Annotated in this window: 21 protein-coding genes; 15 read left to right on the forward strand and 6 right to left on the reverse strand. The window is 55.7% G+C overall.

All coding sequences use genetic code 11. From position 1 onward, the window contains the following. Positions 1 to 287 precede the first annotated feature (287 nt). The 9 genes from PHA01_RS26165 to PHA01_RS26205 all read left to right on the forward strand — a co-directional run bounded on the left by PHA01_RS26165 (position 288) and on the right by PHA01_RS26205 (position 7,029). Positions 288 to 1,193, forward strand: a complete 906-nt coding sequence (locus PHA01_RS26165; protein WP_271899213.1) for an alpha/beta fold hydrolase — start codon at positions 288 to 290, stop codon at positions 1,191 to 1,193. Between the two features lie 116 nt (positions 1,194 to 1,309). Beyond that, a complete protein-coding gene (copM, locus tag PHA01_RS26170; RefSeq protein WP_271899214.1) occupies positions 1,310 to 1,660 on the forward strand; it encodes a CopM family metallochaperone in 351 nt (116 codons plus the stop codon). 429 nt (positions 1,661 to 2,089) lie between these two features. Continuing rightward, complete coding sequence (locus PHA01_RS26175) at positions 2,090 to 2,530, forward strand: universal stress protein (protein WP_271899215.1); 441 nt, start codon at positions 2,090 to 2,092, stop codon at positions 2,528 to 2,530. Between the two features lie 159 nt (positions 2,531 to 2,689). Beyond that, entirely contained in the window at positions 2,690 to 3,307 is a 618-nt protein-coding gene (locus PHA01_RS26180; protein ID WP_271899216.1) for a glutathione S-transferase family protein, read from the forward strand. Between the two features lie 23 nt (positions 3,308 to 3,330). Next, positions 3,331 to 4,341 (forward strand): pyridoxamine 5'-phosphate oxidase family protein, encoded by a 1,011-nt coding sequence (locus PHA01_RS26185; RefSeq protein WP_271899217.1) that lies wholly within the window; start codon positions 3,331 to 3,333, stop codon positions 4,339 to 4,341. A 318-nt stretch (positions 4,342 to 4,659) separates the two neighbouring features. After that, positions 4,660 to 5,109, forward strand: coding sequence for a DUF2231 domain-containing protein (locus tag PHA01_RS26190; RefSeq protein ID WP_271899218.1), 450 nt, complete (start codon positions 4,660 to 4,662; stop codon positions 5,107 to 5,109). 44 nt (positions 5,110 to 5,153) lie between these two features. Then, complete coding sequence (locus tag PHA01_RS26195) at positions 5,154 to 6,464, forward strand: PQQ-dependent sugar dehydrogenase (protein WP_271899274.1); 1,311 nt, start codon at positions 5,154 to 5,156, stop codon at positions 6,462 to 6,464. Positions 6,465 to 6,477: 13 nt separating this feature from the next. Then, positions 6,478 to 6,720 (forward strand): hypothetical protein, encoded by a 243-nt coding sequence (locus PHA01_RS26200; protein WP_271899219.1) that lies wholly within the window; start codon positions 6,478 to 6,480, stop codon positions 6,718 to 6,720. Positions 6,721 to 6,732: 12 nt separating this feature from the next. Then, positions 6,733 to 7,029, forward strand: coding sequence for a hypothetical protein (locus PHA01_RS26205; RefSeq protein WP_271899220.1), 297 nt, complete (start codon positions 6,733 to 6,735; stop codon positions 7,027 to 7,029). Between the two features lie 21 nt (positions 7,030 to 7,050). Here the strand turns inward: PHA01_RS26205 and PHA01_RS26210 are convergent, their stop codons facing one another. The 5 genes from PHA01_RS26210 to PHA01_RS26230 form a co-directional block, all read right to left on the reverse strand. Then, the gene (locus PHA01_RS26210; RefSeq protein WP_271899221.1) at positions 7,051 to 7,947 is read right to left on the reverse strand and encodes a LysR family transcriptional regulator; all 897 of its coding nucleotides are present in this window, start codon (positions 7,945 to 7,947) and stop codon (positions 7,051 to 7,053) included. Between the two features lie 11 nt (positions 7,948 to 7,958). Beyond that, complete coding sequence (locus tag PHA01_RS26215; protein ID WP_271899222.1) at positions 7,959 to 8,198, reverse strand: hypothetical protein; 240 nt, start codon at positions 8,196 to 8,198, stop codon at positions 7,959 to 7,961. A gap of 46 nt (positions 8,199 to 8,244) precedes the next feature. Next, the gene (locus tag PHA01_RS26220; RefSeq protein ID WP_271899223.1) at positions 8,245 to 8,490 is read right to left on the reverse strand and encodes a hypothetical protein; all 246 of its coding nucleotides are present in this window, start codon (positions 8,488 to 8,490) and stop codon (positions 8,245 to 8,247) included. Continuing rightward, positions 8,487 to 8,921, reverse strand: coding sequence for an alpha/beta fold hydrolase (locus PHA01_RS26225; protein WP_271899224.1), 435 nt, complete (start codon positions 8,919 to 8,921; stop codon positions 8,487 to 8,489). The genes PHA01_RS26220 and PHA01_RS26225 overlap by 4 nt, the downstream gene beginning before the upstream one ends. Positions 8,922 to 9,048: 127 nt before the next feature. Continuing rightward, positions 9,049 to 9,894: an alpha/beta fold hydrolase gene (locus tag PHA01_RS26230; RefSeq protein WP_271899225.1), complete on the reverse strand. Its 846-nt coding sequence runs from the start codon at positions 9,892 to 9,894 to the stop codon at positions 9,049 to 9,051. Between the two features lie 267 nt (positions 9,895 to 10,161). On the opposite strand from PHA01_RS26230, the gene PHA01_RS26235 reads away from it, so the two are divergent. From PHA01_RS26235 to PHA01_RS26260, 6 genes are all read left to right on the forward strand, one after another. Beyond that, a complete protein-coding gene (locus PHA01_RS26235; RefSeq protein WP_271899226.1) occupies positions 10,162 to 10,680 on the forward strand; it encodes a Dps family protein in 519 nt (172 codons plus the stop codon). Between the two features lie 42 nt (positions 10,681 to 10,722). Next, positions 10,723 to 11,070, forward strand: coding sequence for an SH3-like domain-containing protein (locus PHA01_RS26240; RefSeq protein WP_271899227.1), 348 nt, complete (start codon positions 10,723 to 10,725; stop codon positions 11,068 to 11,070). 1 nt (position 11,071) lies between these two features. Then, positions 11,072 to 11,728, forward strand: coding sequence for a nitrile hydratase subunit alpha (locus PHA01_RS26245; RefSeq protein WP_271899228.1), 657 nt, complete (start codon positions 11,072 to 11,074; stop codon positions 11,726 to 11,728). Further along, positions 11,725 to 12,084: an SH3-like domain-containing protein gene (locus PHA01_RS26250; RefSeq protein ID WP_271899229.1), complete on the forward strand. Its 360-nt coding sequence runs from the start codon at positions 11,725 to 11,727 to the stop codon at positions 12,082 to 12,084. The genes PHA01_RS26245 and PHA01_RS26250 overlap by 4 nt, the downstream gene beginning before the upstream one ends. Positions 12,085 to 12,089: 5 nt before the next feature. Beyond that, positions 12,090 to 12,836, forward strand: coding sequence for an aquaporin (locus tag PHA01_RS26255; protein WP_271899230.1), 747 nt, complete (start codon positions 12,090 to 12,092; stop codon positions 12,834 to 12,836). 464 nt (positions 12,837 to 13,300) lie between these two features. Beyond that, positions 13,301 to 13,654: a hypothetical protein gene (locus tag PHA01_RS26260; protein WP_271899231.1), complete on the forward strand. Its 354-nt coding sequence runs from the start codon at positions 13,301 to 13,303 to the stop codon at positions 13,652 to 13,654. A 1,019-nt stretch (positions 13,655 to 14,673) separates the two neighbouring features. Here PHA01_RS26260 and PHA01_RS26265 read toward each other — a convergent pair. After that, on the reverse strand, positions 14,674 to 15,225 hold the full coding sequence (locus tag PHA01_RS26265; protein ID WP_271899232.1) for a DUF3455 domain-containing protein: 552 nt from the start codon (positions 15,223 to 15,225) through the stop codon (positions 14,674 to 14,676). Position 15,226: the final 1 nt, after the last annotated feature.

Here is a 15,226-nt window from a genome sequence, read left to right on the forward strand (position 1 = left end):
TTCGGGCGGCGAAATCCCCGCGGCGCATATAAGTACAATTACCTGGAGCATGCTGGCTTCCTTTGCGTTCGGTCGCTCCTCCCGACGCGCTGGTTTTCGCATTGGCTCTCAGGGTTTTATTGAAGGCACAGGGCGCTGTTTGAACGATGACACTGCTAAGGAGGCTGGCCGCGCGACGGATGATTCTATATGCCGTCATCATTCCAAACACACGCCTTCCCTCCAATCGCAGAGAGCATATTTGATTAAAAATGCAAGGGAGATTCACGGCAAAACAGGAGAGCGCCTTGAACATTTCCCAAGTGAGTATTGCATCCGACGAGATCATCCTTCCCGTCGTCCATCATCGGACTGTTGCAATTGACGGTGTCAATATCTTCTACCGCGAGGCCGGGGCGGAGAATGCGCCTACGATACTGCTCCTGCACGGATTTCCCACCTCCTCGCATATGTTCCGCAACCTGATCCCCGTCCTCGCTGATACATATCACGTCATTGCACCCGACTACCCCGGATATGGCCAAAGCGATGCGCCCGATCATAAATCGTTCGCCTATACGTTTGACCGCTGTGCCGGACTGATCGAGGGCCTCTTACGCAAACTGGATATCAAGCGCTTTACAATGTATCTGATGGACTACGGTGCTCCGGTCGGATGGCGCTTGGCACTTGCAGATCCTAACCGCGTTTCGGCACTCATCATCCAGAACGGAAATGCCTATGACGAGGGACTGAAGGAGTTCTGGGATCCGATCAAGAAGTATTGGGATGATGGTCTTGAAGCCAGCCGCAATGCCCTGAAGAGCCTGCTCAGCCTTGAGACCACCAAGTTCCAGTATACGGACGGCGTCTCGGACAAGAGCCGAATATCGCCAGACAACTGGACCCACGACCAGCCGTTGCTTAACCGGCCCGGCAACAGTGATGTCCAGCTAGATATGCTCTATGACTACCGCACTAATCTTCCGCTCTATCCGCGAGTGCAGGAATGGTTCAGGCATAGTCAACCACCAACATTGATTGTCTGGGGCAAGAACGATTTCATCTTCCCTGCCGACGGAGCCCATCCATACAAGCGTGATCTCAGCAATCTCGAATTTCACCTCATCGACACGGGCCATTTTGTTCTCGAGGACAAGGCAGACGAAGTTGTTCCGATTATCCGGGACTTCTTGCGTCGGAAGGTTGCTTGAATTTCCGTACATGCCCGAATTTCAAGGCCGCAACGGATTCGTTACGACGGCTTTAGACTTCCGCGGCCGATCAAACCAACCGAGTGCGGCCCGCCTATAACATAAAGGAAAAACCCATGATCCGAATCATACTCGTTGCCGCCGCAGGAGTTGCCCTCGTCATCCCCGCCCTTGCCGAAAGCATGCAGATGGGCAAGCCCATGGGCGACCAGGGTAGATCCAGCCATGCTTTCGCGGAAGCAAACGCCAAGATGCACAAGGACATGATGATCCGCTACAGCGGCGATGCCGACAAAGATTTCGTTCGGGTGATGATCCCCCACCATCAGGGCGCAAGCGACATGGCCGAAGTTGAGCTGAAGTATGGCAAGGATCCTGAGCTCCGCAAGATCGCCGAGCACATCATCAAGATGCAGGAGAAGGAAATTTCCGATTTCCAATCCTGGTTGAAGACCCACGGCAAATAGTTCTCCGGCCGTTGTGAAAGGGACTCGGCATGCCCCTTGGAACCGTTCTCGTATTTGTCGATTTCTCTACCGCCGGTGAGGCGCGGATGCAATATGCAATCCAGCTTTGTCAGCGCCACAATGCCCACCTTGTCGGGATCTTCGCCGCCCCGTCCGGCTGGCCCGGCCATCCGGTGGAGTCCTTCGTGCGGGGAGAAGGCGCCATCCGTCGGCTCATCCAACGCAACAGGACTGAAGCGGAGCTTGCCTCAGGCGAGGCTGGCCGCGATTTCCAGACGACCATGCAACGGGAAGACATCAGTTTTGAATTCCGGGTCGTCCATAGCCACGTCGAAATGGATGTCTTGATGAATTCACTGCATGCGGATTTGATCGTGGCCGGTACTCCGACACCTGGGGGACTTCCGGAGAACCTGGTGTCCCGAATCGATGCTCCTGGCGACGGGTGTCCCGATGATCGTCATTCCTTCAACGTGGCGAAAGGCATTCGTCGCCGAAAAAGTGCTCGTCGGTTGGAACGCCAGCCCTGTCGCCAGGCGGGCGATCACAGATTCCCTGCCGCTGCTGATGGGTGCGCAATCAGTCTGCGTGCTCGTGATCGATGCCAACAGCAACGCGCGTCACGGCGAAGAGCCCGGTGCTGATACAGGCCTGTACATGAGCCGGCACGGCCTGAAAGTGACGGTGGAAAACATCAGATCCGAGGGACGTCCGATCGCCGACGTGCTTCAGGATATGGCAGGGCGAAATGGCTACGATCTGATCGTGATTGGCGCTTTCGGACACTCGCGCACGCGTGACATGTTCTTCGGAGATGTGACGCGAAGCTTGCTGGCCCAGGCGAGAGTGCCTTTGCTTTTGGCTCATTGAGAATGGGGTGGTGGCCGCCCAATATGTGTGGCCGGCGATCCGGATGACTATGGTTATTTCATGAAACAATGACTTGTGAAGAATGCTCCTTAACGCGCTCGCTGAGGTGCGGCACTATATGGCGACCGACCGGAAATGTCTGCAACAGGAGATTTTATCATGAAGTTGTTCTACCATCCGCTGTCCGGACACTCTCACCGGGCGCGACTGTTTCTTTCCGTGATCGGACAGCCGTTCGAGGAAGTCGAGGTTGACCTCGCTTCCGAAGAGCACAAGAGACCCGATTTTTTGGCGATGAATGCGTTCGGGCAGGTTCCGGTGCTTGTCGACGGAAAAACCGTGATCGCGGATTCCAACGGCATCATGATTTACGTCGCCAAGAAACTCGGCCGCACAGACTGGCTCCCCGAAGACCCTGCCGGTGCAGCGGCCGTACAGCGTTGGCTTTCGATCGCCGCCGGGCAGCTAGCTTATGGTCCTGCTGCTGCGCGCCTCATCACGGTCTTCGGCGCCAAGTTCAACGCGGAGGAGGTAATCGGGCGTGCACACCAACTCTTACAGGTGCTTGAACAGCATTTGACGGCCAAGGACTGGCTTGCCGTCCACCGCGTAACGATCGCGGATCTCGCCCTCTACAGCTACACTGCCCGTGCTCCTGAAGGAAACGTCGATCTGGCAGCCTATCCGAAAGTTTCCGGTTGGCTGGGAAGGATTGAAAGCCTTCCGGGTTTTGTGACGTTTGTCAAAACGCCGGTTGGCCTGAGCGCCGTCGCTTAGCACCGTGTGGAAGGACAGCGGCGATGGGATCGACAATTGACAATCGCGAAACGTCACCTTGGCATGCCGGGGAGCTGGCTTTGCAAAAAAGCGCGGCCGCTGTGGAAAAGATGGACGACATAGGGAGACGGGTTGTCAGAAATACGCTGATAGAGCAACATCGCCTCTTTTATCCGCAGCTGCCGTTCGTGATAGCCGGAGCCGTCGACCGAAATGGAAACGCCTGGGCAACGATCTTCACGGGACGACCCGGGTTCATGCAGGCTACCGACGCGGTTACTCTCAGCGTTGCAGGACGACGCGACCCGACCGATCCGGCCGATGACGGCATGGAGAACGGCGATGCGATCGGCTTGCTGGGCATCGAGCTGCATACCCAGCGGCGCAACCGGCTGAATGGCAGGATAAGGAGATCTTCGTCTTCGGATTTTGACCTGTCCGTCATCCAAAGCTATGGGAACTGCCCGCGCTATATCCAGATCCGTGATGTATCGTTCGCGGGTGACCGGGATGCCAGGTACCACGGAACTGTGGAAACAAGCTCTGGGCTTGACGAGGAAGCCCGAAGTATCATTGCGTCATCGGATACTTTCTTCGTCGCATCCTACGTCGGAGACGGTTGGGATCGCCAGGTCGACGTATCCCATCGCGGCGGTAGGCCGGGGTTCGTTCGCGTTGGCAACGATGACGTGCTGACGATTCCCGACTTCAACGGCAATCTGTTCTTTAACACGCTCGGTAATATCCTCGTCAATGGACGGGCCGGCCTGTTGTTCGTGGATTTCGTCGCAGGCGACTTGCTGCAACTCTCGGGAACTGCCGACATTGTACTCGATTCGCCAGAAATCGAGACGTTCCAGGGCGCGGAGCGTCTGTGGCATTTTCACGCCGACAAGTGCGTACGCCGCAAAAACGCCTTGCCCATTCGCGGCACAAAGCGAGAAGGCGGCGAAAGTCGCTTCTCCAGCATGACTGGTGATTGGATTGAGGTTAACGACCGTGTCGAGGCGTTAAAGCGGACTGACAGCGAGTAAACTCTAGGCAAACGTGTCCTGCTGCTCGGCCGAGCCATTTTGAGCTCTTTGTTCAACGAATGCATTCTTGCTGCAATCCAAAAGCAGCCGAACCTCACATAGTTATTACAGCGTTTGCCCGCACAAGCGAAGCAACTTATGCGCCCGCTGTAAGGAATTATTTTGACAAAGTACTTCGAGAGAAACCTGAACTTACGTGTTGCCGACAATTGTCGGCAGTTCAAGAAACGCGTGTCAGCTACCTCCGACTAGGATTGGCGTGCCCTGTAGTTCCTCGAATATCCAGACGCTATCGCCCGAAATAGAGAGGACATCCTGATGCCCCATGTACACCCCCGCGCAACAGCAAGCATAGCGGGAATACCGATCCGCGCTTTGCTCGCGCCTTTCCCCATTGTCTGCTTCATCGGCGCATTGCTCACAGATATAACCTACGCGCAAACTACCGAGATGATGTGGGCCGATTTTTCCGCCTGGCTCGTCACCGTCGGCTTGATCATGGGAGTTCTCGCCTTCATAGCCGGGCTGATCGATTTTGTCGGTGACCCCGCCGTGCGCAGGCAGAGATCCGTCCGGGTTCATCTCGTCGGCAGCGTGATCCTGCTGGTTTTGGCCGCTCTCAACATGTTCATACACACGCATGATGCCTGGACCTCGGTTGTTCCCTGGGGCCTGACCTTATCGGCGATCATTGTGGTCGTCCTTCTGGTCACGGAATGGATGGGGTTTTGGATGGTCTTCCATCATAGTGTAGGAGTATCAGAATAATGTCTTACCGTTCTTCGTTCATCAGCGCTGGCCGCGGCACGGCCATGGTGCTCGTTTTCACCTTGTCTTCGGCATCGAGCTACGCTGCGGATACCTTCGATGTCCAGAGCCAGATTGGCCCCAATCCGGTCCTGCCTGAACCACAGCAATATCTGTTTCCGCCCATGCATCTTGCCCCTGTCGTTGGATGGAAGGAAGGTGAAAAGCCAACCGTGGCCCCAGGGCTTAAAATCGAGGCTCTCGCCACCGGGCTAGAACATCCAAGATCGGTCTATGTGCTTCCGAACGGCGATGTTCTTGTAGTCGAATCCCGGGAACCCGATTTTAACACGGTCAAACGGCCAAAAGATTTGGTGATGGGCTGGGTTGAAACCTTTGTGACATCCGGTGGTGCACCATCAAAGAGCAATCGTATCACCCTGCTGCGTGATACCGATTCCGACGGTAAACCCGAAACCCGCTCGGTGTTCCTCGACAACCTGTTTTCTCCGTTCGGCGTGGCATTGGTCGGCAACGATCTCTATGTCGCGAACACGAATGCGATCATGCATTACCCTTATGACGGCGGCACCAGAATTATGTCATCGGGGACCGAGCTGACCCCGCTACCGGGAGGGCCGATCGACCATCACTGGACAAAAAGCCTTGTGGCCAGCCCTGACGGGTCGCTGCTCTATGTCGGGGTAGGTTCGAACAGCAATATCACCGAGAACGGTATGGAGGCCGAGAAGAACCGCGCCGCCATCTGGGAGGTCGAAAGGACCACCGGCCGCTGGCGGATATTCGCGAGCGGCTTGCGCAACCCCAACGGCTTGACTTTTGAACCCCAGACCGGGGCCCTCTGGGCGGTCATCAATGAACGCGATGAACTCGGTCCCGATCTCGTGCCTGATTACATGACTTCCGTGAAAGATGGAGGCTTTTATGGCTGGCCTTACAGCTACTACGGCCAGCACCTCGACCCGCGCGTCCAGCCGCAACGGCCGGATCTTGTGGAAAAAGCTATCGTTCCCGACTACGCCCTGAGCTCCCACGTCGCGCCGCTTGGTCTCACGTTCTACACGGCCGACAACCTGCCGCCGAAATACAAAGGCGGTGCCTTCGTCGGCGAACACGGCAGCTGGGACCGGGACCAATTCAACGGCTACAAGGTGGTTTTCGTGCCGTTCAGCAACGGAAAGCCGAGCGGGAAAGCCGAAGATGTCGTCACAGATTTCCTGAACGCCAAGGGCGAAGCACGCGGCCGGCCGGTCGGCGTCGCCGTTGACAAGTCCGGAGCGCTGCTGATTGCCGACGATGTCGGCAATACAGTCTGGCGGGTGACCGCCGCAAGCCAGGCGATCAGCAAGAACTAGAAAGGGTGCTCAAATGGAATGGATGCTTTTTCGTTACCGCGTGTATCAGGTGCTCCGTCACGACTACAACGGTTTGGACGCGTGGAAATACAGCGCAGGGTACAAGCAGCATATGCTTGACGGTTTGACACCCATGCTGGCTGTCGAATGGGAAAAGACCTTCGGTTTTGTCGAACGACCGGATTTCGGCCGTTCATTAAATGATCAACGTCAAAATCTTCGGGGGCGGATGCGCTCCAACTCCCGTGACCTTTGATGAGGAAAAGTCATGAGAACCTTGTTGTTTGTTCTTCTCGCCACCGCGCCTGCAGCAGCCCATGAGGCTCCGTCAGGCTGGGCCTATGGTTCCGAATGCTGTTCCACGATGGATTGTTTCGAGGAACAGGACAAAAACGTCGAGACAGCGTCCAACGGTTTTCACATCAAGAACACGGGCGAAGTCATTCCATATGCCGACAAGCGTGTGAAAATGTCCAAAGATGCCAAGTACCATAGATGCACAAGGCTTGGCGATCCAAAGATGCCAAGGTCAATTTGCATTTATGTACCGAACAGGGGTTCGTGATGGCTGCTGCAAGCCTGTCAGCTAGAAACGGTTTTTACCGGAACGCAAGGAAGCGACTGCCAAATCGACGAAGCTCCTGACTTTTCCCGATGTGCTGCGGCCTTCCGGATGGACGACATGAACAGGTAGAGCCTCTTCTTCACTATTGGACATTATCGCGCGGAGTTCGCCAGACCTTAGAAGCGGAGCGACCTGATAAGACAGGACGCGAGCAATGCCCCACCCTTTTACGGCCGCCGCTATCGCTGCTTCGTTGGTGTTGCAATAAAGCCTTGGAGTGACATGTACCGTTGATTTTGGGTGCACGCCAAACCTCCACTCCAGTGATGACCATGCACTCGTCGTCCCAATTATCCTGTGTTTAGACAAATCGCGTGGCATAGCCGGCACGCCGTTCTTGTCAAAATACTCTGGAGACCCGCATAGGATACGCTTTACCTCGCCGACGCGAACGGCGGTGAGGGTGGAGTCATCCAGGTGTCCGATACGAAAGGCGACGTCGACGCCCTCGTCGACAATGTTGACTATACGGTCGACGAACAGGCTTCGGCCGGTGACAGCGGGATAAAGATCGAGATACTCGGTCAGAATCGGCAAGACGTGCATTTGCCCGAACATGATGGGTGCCGTCACCGTCAGAATACCGTTGGGTTTGGCATGGGCTCCGGCCGCGGCCGCCTCCGCTTCGGCAAGTTGCCCTAGAAGCCTCTCGCAGTCACCAACATAGCGGGAGCCAGCCTCCGTCAATTTCACGGAGCGGGTGGTGCGGGTCAACAGCCTCACGCCGATCGTGTCCTCAAGCATCGCTACTGCGCGCGTGACGACAGGTGCGCTCAGGTGCATCTGGCGGGCAGTGTCGGTGAAACTCTCCGTTTCGGCGACTTTCACAAAAATGCGCATCGCCTGCCATCGATCCATTTGGATTGCCTTCAGTTGGACAGATTTCCGCCGCTGTTGTTTCCGAGCTTGATCTTGTTGACCGACATGTAATCTTCGGTCAAGGAGACAACGTCATCCAGACGGGTGTCCACGGCGAAATGGCCGGCGTCAAGGATCGCGACCCGGGCTTGGGGAAAATCGCGTTTGAATGCCTCCGCTCCAGCGACCATAAACGCCGGATCGAATTTTCCCAAACGACCAGCGTGGGTAACTGATGGGCTTTCAGCCACGACTGCCAAGCCGGATAAGCAGCGATGTTGTTTCGGTAGTCGAAGATCAGGGCCGATTGGATCGGTCCTTGGCCAGGCCTGTTGAGATAAGCGTATTCGTCCATCCAAGGTCCGGATCGTAGGCCTCGACGTCGGGGTCGCTTCCAAGATGACGGGCCCGCGTTACGGCCAGCGATTGCTGGGCTTCGATGACCTCTTGTTCGTGGGCTGCACGGTCGGCCCAAAACGCTTTGCGCTTCTCCCACATCGGCCCCAGACCTTCCGCATAAACATTGCCGTTCTGGAAGATCATGCCTTGTATGGCGTCGGACCGGTCTGTGCAACGCCCATGCCGACCGGGGCACCGTAGTCCTGCATAAACAAGACGTAGCGGTCGAGCCCTACGACATCGGCAAACTTCTCAACAACTTCCGACAGATGATTGAACGTGTAGTCGAACGCGACAGGATCTGGCACATCGCTGTTGCCGAAACCCGGGTAGTCCGGCGCAACCATATGATAGCTGTCTCCCAGCCTGCGCATGAGTGCGTCGAACATCCGCGAAGAGCTCGGAACACCGTGCAGGAGCAGCAGCGCCGGCTTATCCGGCGATCCGCTTTCACGGTACGCCATGTTGACGCCCTCGACGGTCGCCGTGCGATAGTAAACCGGCGCGCCCATCGCCGATGATCCTGCTACGGCGAGTGCCGCGCCTGCAATTGCGAGTTCCCGTGTGGTGGTCATGCTGGTTCCTTCCGGTTGCAGATCCGTATAAAAACCCGTTGTCGCAGACGGTCCCTCCCTCCGGAATTGCCGGATTCCGCAACACACACTTCCACAAACTGGAACAATCCATGATGACTGCCACGTTCTAGGAATGTTTAGAGCAAACTACGATGGCTGGACTCAACGTCACTGGCAAAACGTTCGAGGAATGGGTTGAAACCATCCGGAGATTCCCAAAAAGGTGCGTGACCAACCCCGGCAGCCGATAGCATTTACCCTCCCACAGATTTGCGAAGCTGACGCCGTCGAAGTAGTCGAGATTGACGATGCGATCCGCTCCTCCGTTCACGACAGCCAGAGGGATTTGACTGGTTTCCGCGGTGAGACGTTGGTCAGCGCCGTCTTTGGCCCTGTGCTCGAAGAGAACCTTTCGCAACCTGCCGTCGGCGCGCGCCATCTCCTTGCGCAGAAACGGTTCCGCCGATTTGCCGAAGATGGCTTCGACGAAGTCGTCGATATCGGTGTCGTTCAGATCTTCGCGGGCCGCTGCACGGACCTGCGGCAAGCCCATGAAACCTTGCGCAAAATTCTCCCTGTCCAACGGCGGCGATCCGCTGATCATCAACCCTCTCATCGCAGGAAGGTGGTGCATCAGTTCGATGCCGATGTGACCACCGAGAGACCAGCCGAAAACGATGACGTCGGCGATATTCATTTTGGCCACGAGTTCGACAGCTGCGTCGGCAAAACCTGAAAGCGTGTACGTCCGCATTGGATCCAGCGCATTGCTGGATCGGCCGTGGCCGGGCAAATCGAACGCGACGAGCCGGAGGTGTTCCGGCAATTGACTTTGCAGTTGATACCGGAATACGCCCTTGCTTGAGGAGTTCCCGTGGATAAGGAGGACGGGCAGGTCGCCCTCGCCGATCTCCTCGACTGAGATCGAGCCGTGCGACGTCATGATCATGTGTTGCTGCCTAGAAATTGCCATGTGTCGAACCTGTTGACTGAAATTCGAGAGTCTTAAATCCGGCTTAAATCATACGACTTCGTCCGGATTGAAGGGGAGTTGCACCGTTGGAATATTTGGTCTCTTCGCGGATAGAAGTGGCAGCTGATTAGTCCACAAGGCCCTTCATCTTTGCTGTTTGCGTTCCAAAACTGAGCCATCCGAACAAGATTGTGTCCTCGAAATGCCCGATAAACAACAGATGCCGCGGCGACGCGGTCCGGTCGTTCAACGCCAAGAGGTCTTCCGATGTCACACAGCACGGCTATTACGCGTCGACTGGCACCAATCAACACACCCAGCCGCTTCTCTGAAGATGCCCGTCGGGATATTGCGGCGGCGCTGACGGTACTCCTGGCGGATCAGTTCGCGCTCTACATCAAGACCAAGAATTTCCATTGGCACATGTCGGGACCCCATTTCCGCGATTATCATCGTTTGCTGGACCAACAGGCCGCACAGATTCTGGATACCACCGATGTGATAGCGGAGAGGGTCAGAAAGGTTGGCGGTACGACAATCCGTTCGATCGCGCATATTGCAGCGGTGCAGCGCGTCCTCGACAACGATGCCAATTTCGTTGACGACCAGGACATGCTTGCCGAACTTCGCGAGGACAACGCCATGCTGGCGACCCGTATGCGCGAAACGCACATCGTCTGTTCCGAACACAGCGACGTGGCCACCACTTCTTTTTTGGAAAGTTGGATCGACGAGGCTGAAGGTCGGGTTTGGTTTTTATTCGAGAGCCGCAGGCGGAACAATTGACCGGAACGGCTGCGGAGTCCGGAACACCCAGAGGATGGAAAGATGCAGGACAACATTGCTGAAACGAAACCATTGGCTCCAAAGGCCGTCCCGGCCCTGGGGGAAACGGCAGTTTATGCAAAAGGCGAGGCGGTCCGCATACTTGATCGTACGCCGATCGGACATTACCGTGTGCCGCTTTACCTCCGCGGGAAGCATGGCGTTATAGAATCGGTCATAGAGCCGACGGGCCTCAACAATGAGGAAGAAGGATACGGGCGAAACGCAGGATCAAAGCTGCACTACTACCGGGTTGCAATCCCGATGACGGAGATTTGGCCTGGCTATACCGGATCCCCCCGGGATGGGCTGCGCATTGAGATTTTTGAAACGTGGCTCGAGAGGAATTGAAATGGCGCACGAGGAAAACGGTCACGACCATGATCATGATCATTCACACGCTGAAATCGGCCAGACCGAACGTCCGGGATATTACGACAATCTCGAAACCGTGGTGCGAGAACTTTTGGTGTCCAAGGGGTATTTTGGACCGGACGAGATTCGCCGACAGATCGAAGTACTGGACTCCCGGACTCCCGCGCTTGGAGCAATGGTGGTCGCCCGCGCCTGGGCTGATGATGCATTCCGCAAACGGTTGTTAGATGACGGCCGAGCGGCCTGCGAGGAGTTAGGGATCACCTTTTATGACCAGACGGGGCTGATCGTTTTGGAGAACACAGACAAGGTCCACAACCTCATCGTCTGCACGCTGTGTTCGTGCTACCCGCGCCCGGTTCTCGGCTTGCCGCCGGACTGGTACAAACTCAAGCCATATCGTGCGCGGGCAGTCTCAGAACCTCGAAAGGTATTGGCGGAATTCGGCACTATTATTCCTGATGACGTTGAAATTCGTGTCAGCGATTCAACGGCCATGGTGCGGTTTCTGGTGTTGCCGAAACGACCTGAAGGCACCGAAGACTTCGACGAAGTGCAACTGGCCGCGATCGTCACACGCGATACGATGATCGGTGTCGTTGAAGCCAGCAAGGATATTAGGAGGGGCGAATGACCCAGACCGAACAGCTGTTGAAGCGCCTGCCGAATGATATAGGCGGAACATCGGCCGACCCCATTTCCGTAGTGGATCATGAACTCGAGCCGTGGGAACGGCGCTGTCACGCTTTGGCGGACGTTCTCGACTTCCATAAGATCATCAATACGGAAGAGAAGCGGCGCGGCGTCGAGGCGCTGGGCACCGAACTGGTGGGCAAGCTCTCCTACTACGAGCGGTGGATTGCCTGTTTCGCCAACATCCTCTTCCAAAAGGGTATTCTCACGCCAGAAGAGCTTGCACTGAAGATGAAGGAGGTGGAGAGCCGTTGGGACGATTTTGATAAGGAGTCTACGCAAGCCGCGAGGTCATGAACGTCGTGGCAGGTCAAAGAGCAAAGACGTGCTTTCAAGAAGACGATCCGGAATCCGGTGTCCTTCGTCGTGCCACTGTGGAGTTCATTGGCACCGCTCTTTTGATGCTGGCAGCTACGGGTGCTGGATTAACATCCCACCGACTTTTTCAAAACAGCCTCGGGTTGGGATTGTTCGTCAACGCAATCGCAACAGCGGGGTCCCTCGTAGCTCTCATCTTTGCGTTTGGATCTGCATCCGGCGGGCACTTCAATCCTTTGATCACCTTGCTTCAATGGTTGAGCGGCGAAAGAAAGTTGAACTGTACCGTTGCCTACGTAGCGGGTCAGTTCGGGGGCGCGATAGCAGGTGTGCTGATGGCAAACGGCCTGTTCCAGGCCACTGACACGGCAAATGACTTGGTAACACCTTGGGCGCTGGTGCTAAGTGAGGCGGTGGCCAGCGGCAGTTTGATGGTCATCGTGTTCGGCTGCAGCCGAAGCGGGCGGAAAGACACCGGCCCGATCGCCGTCGGCCTGTGGCTGGCGGCGGCAATTCTCGCAACACCGTCCGCATCCTATGCCAACCCTGCGATTACTTTCGCGGCGTTTCTGGCGGAAGGTCCGATATCCTTGTCGGCGCTCGCCGTGAGCCTTTACGTTCCTGCGGAGATTTTGGGTGCGCTGGTGGCGCTCGCGATCGTTGCCGTTGCCTACCCGACTTCGGTTTTGCCCCCGCGTGCCGACGACCTCATGAGGGCGACCAACGTCTGATTGGCCACAGCGCCAAACGTTCAGACTGCATTCGAACCATCTGACGGACCAGTTCATTTTTGCCGCCTTTGTCCAAGGAATGCATCTTTGCTGCAATCCAACAGGCGGTCGGATACGGGATAACTAGGTAGTTGCACAACTCATTTCATCCGGATTTCTGGACCGTGTAACTGCGCAATGCGGAACCGCCCAATTCAGGAAGGGAGGCGCCTCATGACACTATCGAACCGGCACCTGCTTTCGCGTCGTAGCTTGTGCCTGCCCTGATGGAGGACGTTTGCCAATGAGCAAATCAGATACGCTCTGGATTTTGTTGGTTCTGGTGGGTTCAGCCGGGATCGTAGCCTTGGCATTTACCACTGGTGATATATTCGCCCTTTACTGACCAGTTTTCATCGGTGTTGCATTGCATGCTTGGCCCAGCGGCCCGGACCCGCCTCAAACTCGGATAGAGGGAACAGGAAATGCGGTTCTGCAAATCTTCGATATTCGCACTTATTGCGGTTCCGTGCATTTTAACAGTCGGCACCGTACACGCGTTCAATGTCGAGAATCGGGAGGACGTTTCTGGAGAACGGAGTGATGTCCTTAACAAGAAGTTCGAGCAGGCGGCTATCATCGAGGCCCGGGCCTATATATGCGGGGCAGATGAATCCAGCGATACAGCCCTCAAAGCCGGAATGCGGGAAACGGGACTACCGGAGGACGTTGCTGTCGAGATCGTTTCCGATCTTGCCTCCGGCCTCGTCGACAAAGCGCAGGAGTCCGGATCGAAACTCGTATGCGGAAAAGTCGAGGTACAGCTTTCAGATTTCTAGATCGCCAAGGGGCCGCCAGCAGCTGACGGTTCAATTGAGTACGGACAAATCGAACTAGCCCTCAACACCGGAATTTCATGCCATACCTCATGTCTGAGTGAGCTTACCTCCCTATAAAGTCCCCCCGGCGATCGTTACCTCCTCGCGGTCGCCTCCTTTGGGCAGCAGTGCTGAAACCGGCCTGCTGCCCCTTTCTTGTTGGCTCGCCTCCCTCATATCCCGAAGTTTTTCCAGCCAGCATGATCCGGGCGCATGGAAGGCGGCTCGTTACGGTGCTCACCGACATGGCGAGGAACACGGCAGCGGGGGGAATTTGCGACAGAATCCGAAATCGCCCCCGGGCGTACCGGGAGCGATTTCGTACCTATCTGGTGCCATGTCTCACTTAGTTCAGGTGAAACATGGAATGCGTATCCATGTGGCTCCCGAAGAGGTAGGACGGGCTGGTGGTGTTGCCCTCATTCGACTCGTCATGGAGTCCTATACGGTCGAAATTCTCACGAGTATTGCTAACGGATCTCCCCTCATGGGAAGCGCGTGATCCGCCCGAGTCGTGGGAGCTGTGCGAACCGCCCGAAGCGGCATAAGCGCTAGCGAACGGAGTGGAAATTAAGAGGGCAGCGATTGCGGTTCTGAAGATAAAAGAGCGCATTTTGGCGTCTCCTAAGTATTGAGGGCAACTTGGTGCCCTCCTTTTATCGGACCGTCCAGTTCCGTCGCGTCACGCTGGATATATAACTCCACCGCCGGCGGTTCTCGGTCTGCAAGTCCATAATATATACTATTAATAACGAGTCAAATTAACAAAAAATAATATTTATGTTACATATTTTGCCACAATAAGTTGGATAGAACACTTTTTTGCCGAATATGATTCATTAATTTCGTGGAAATGTTCACAACATAATCATATATGTCACGACAGCAAAAATTTGTTGCCAATTTTTAGCGATTTAAATCTCACACATTGCTGGTTTTAGTATGATATTACTGTGATCGTACCGTGAGAACTCGCCGGCTCAAAGTCGCCCCGTGAGGAAAACATATTGTGCAGAGTAGGGTTCAACATGAAATGCTTCCTCAGTTCCGCAACGGCCCGAATATAGGCCGCCGTGGGTGTCCAGCCGCTGCACGGCGATAACGTTTGTCAGAACGCCGTCGCCACCTCGTTTCATGACCCGCAACATTAGCCAGGGGATATCATCCTTCGTCGCACCCGGCGCCTCGGCTTCGACTTTGCCGATGACACTGCTTCCATCGGTAAATTCCCATGATGGACCGCTAAAATGCCGGCCAACGGTGACCCCATCTTGAATGAGCGTCGCAAGGGGCTCGCGAAACTGCCACTGTGTTTTTCCAGTTCGATCTTCCTTGCACTCATACAACTGAACTCCCTCGGCATGGACATTCGCAACAACCGTCAATCGATCTGTGTCAAAGCCTGCCGGAACCTCAGCTGCATGAGCGGCGGGAGCGAAAAGCAAGACTGCAGCCGTCATGATCAATGCTGGATGAAAGTGTGTGGAAGCACTGGACAAAGCATCGTCAGATTTGAGCTGAGGTTGGGCCAAT

The sequence above is a fragment of the Candidatus Phyllobacterium onerii genome (assembly GCF_028331445.1).
GTDB lineage: Bacteria > Pseudomonadota > Alphaproteobacteria > Rhizobiales > Rhizobiaceae > Phyllobacterium > Phyllobacterium onerii.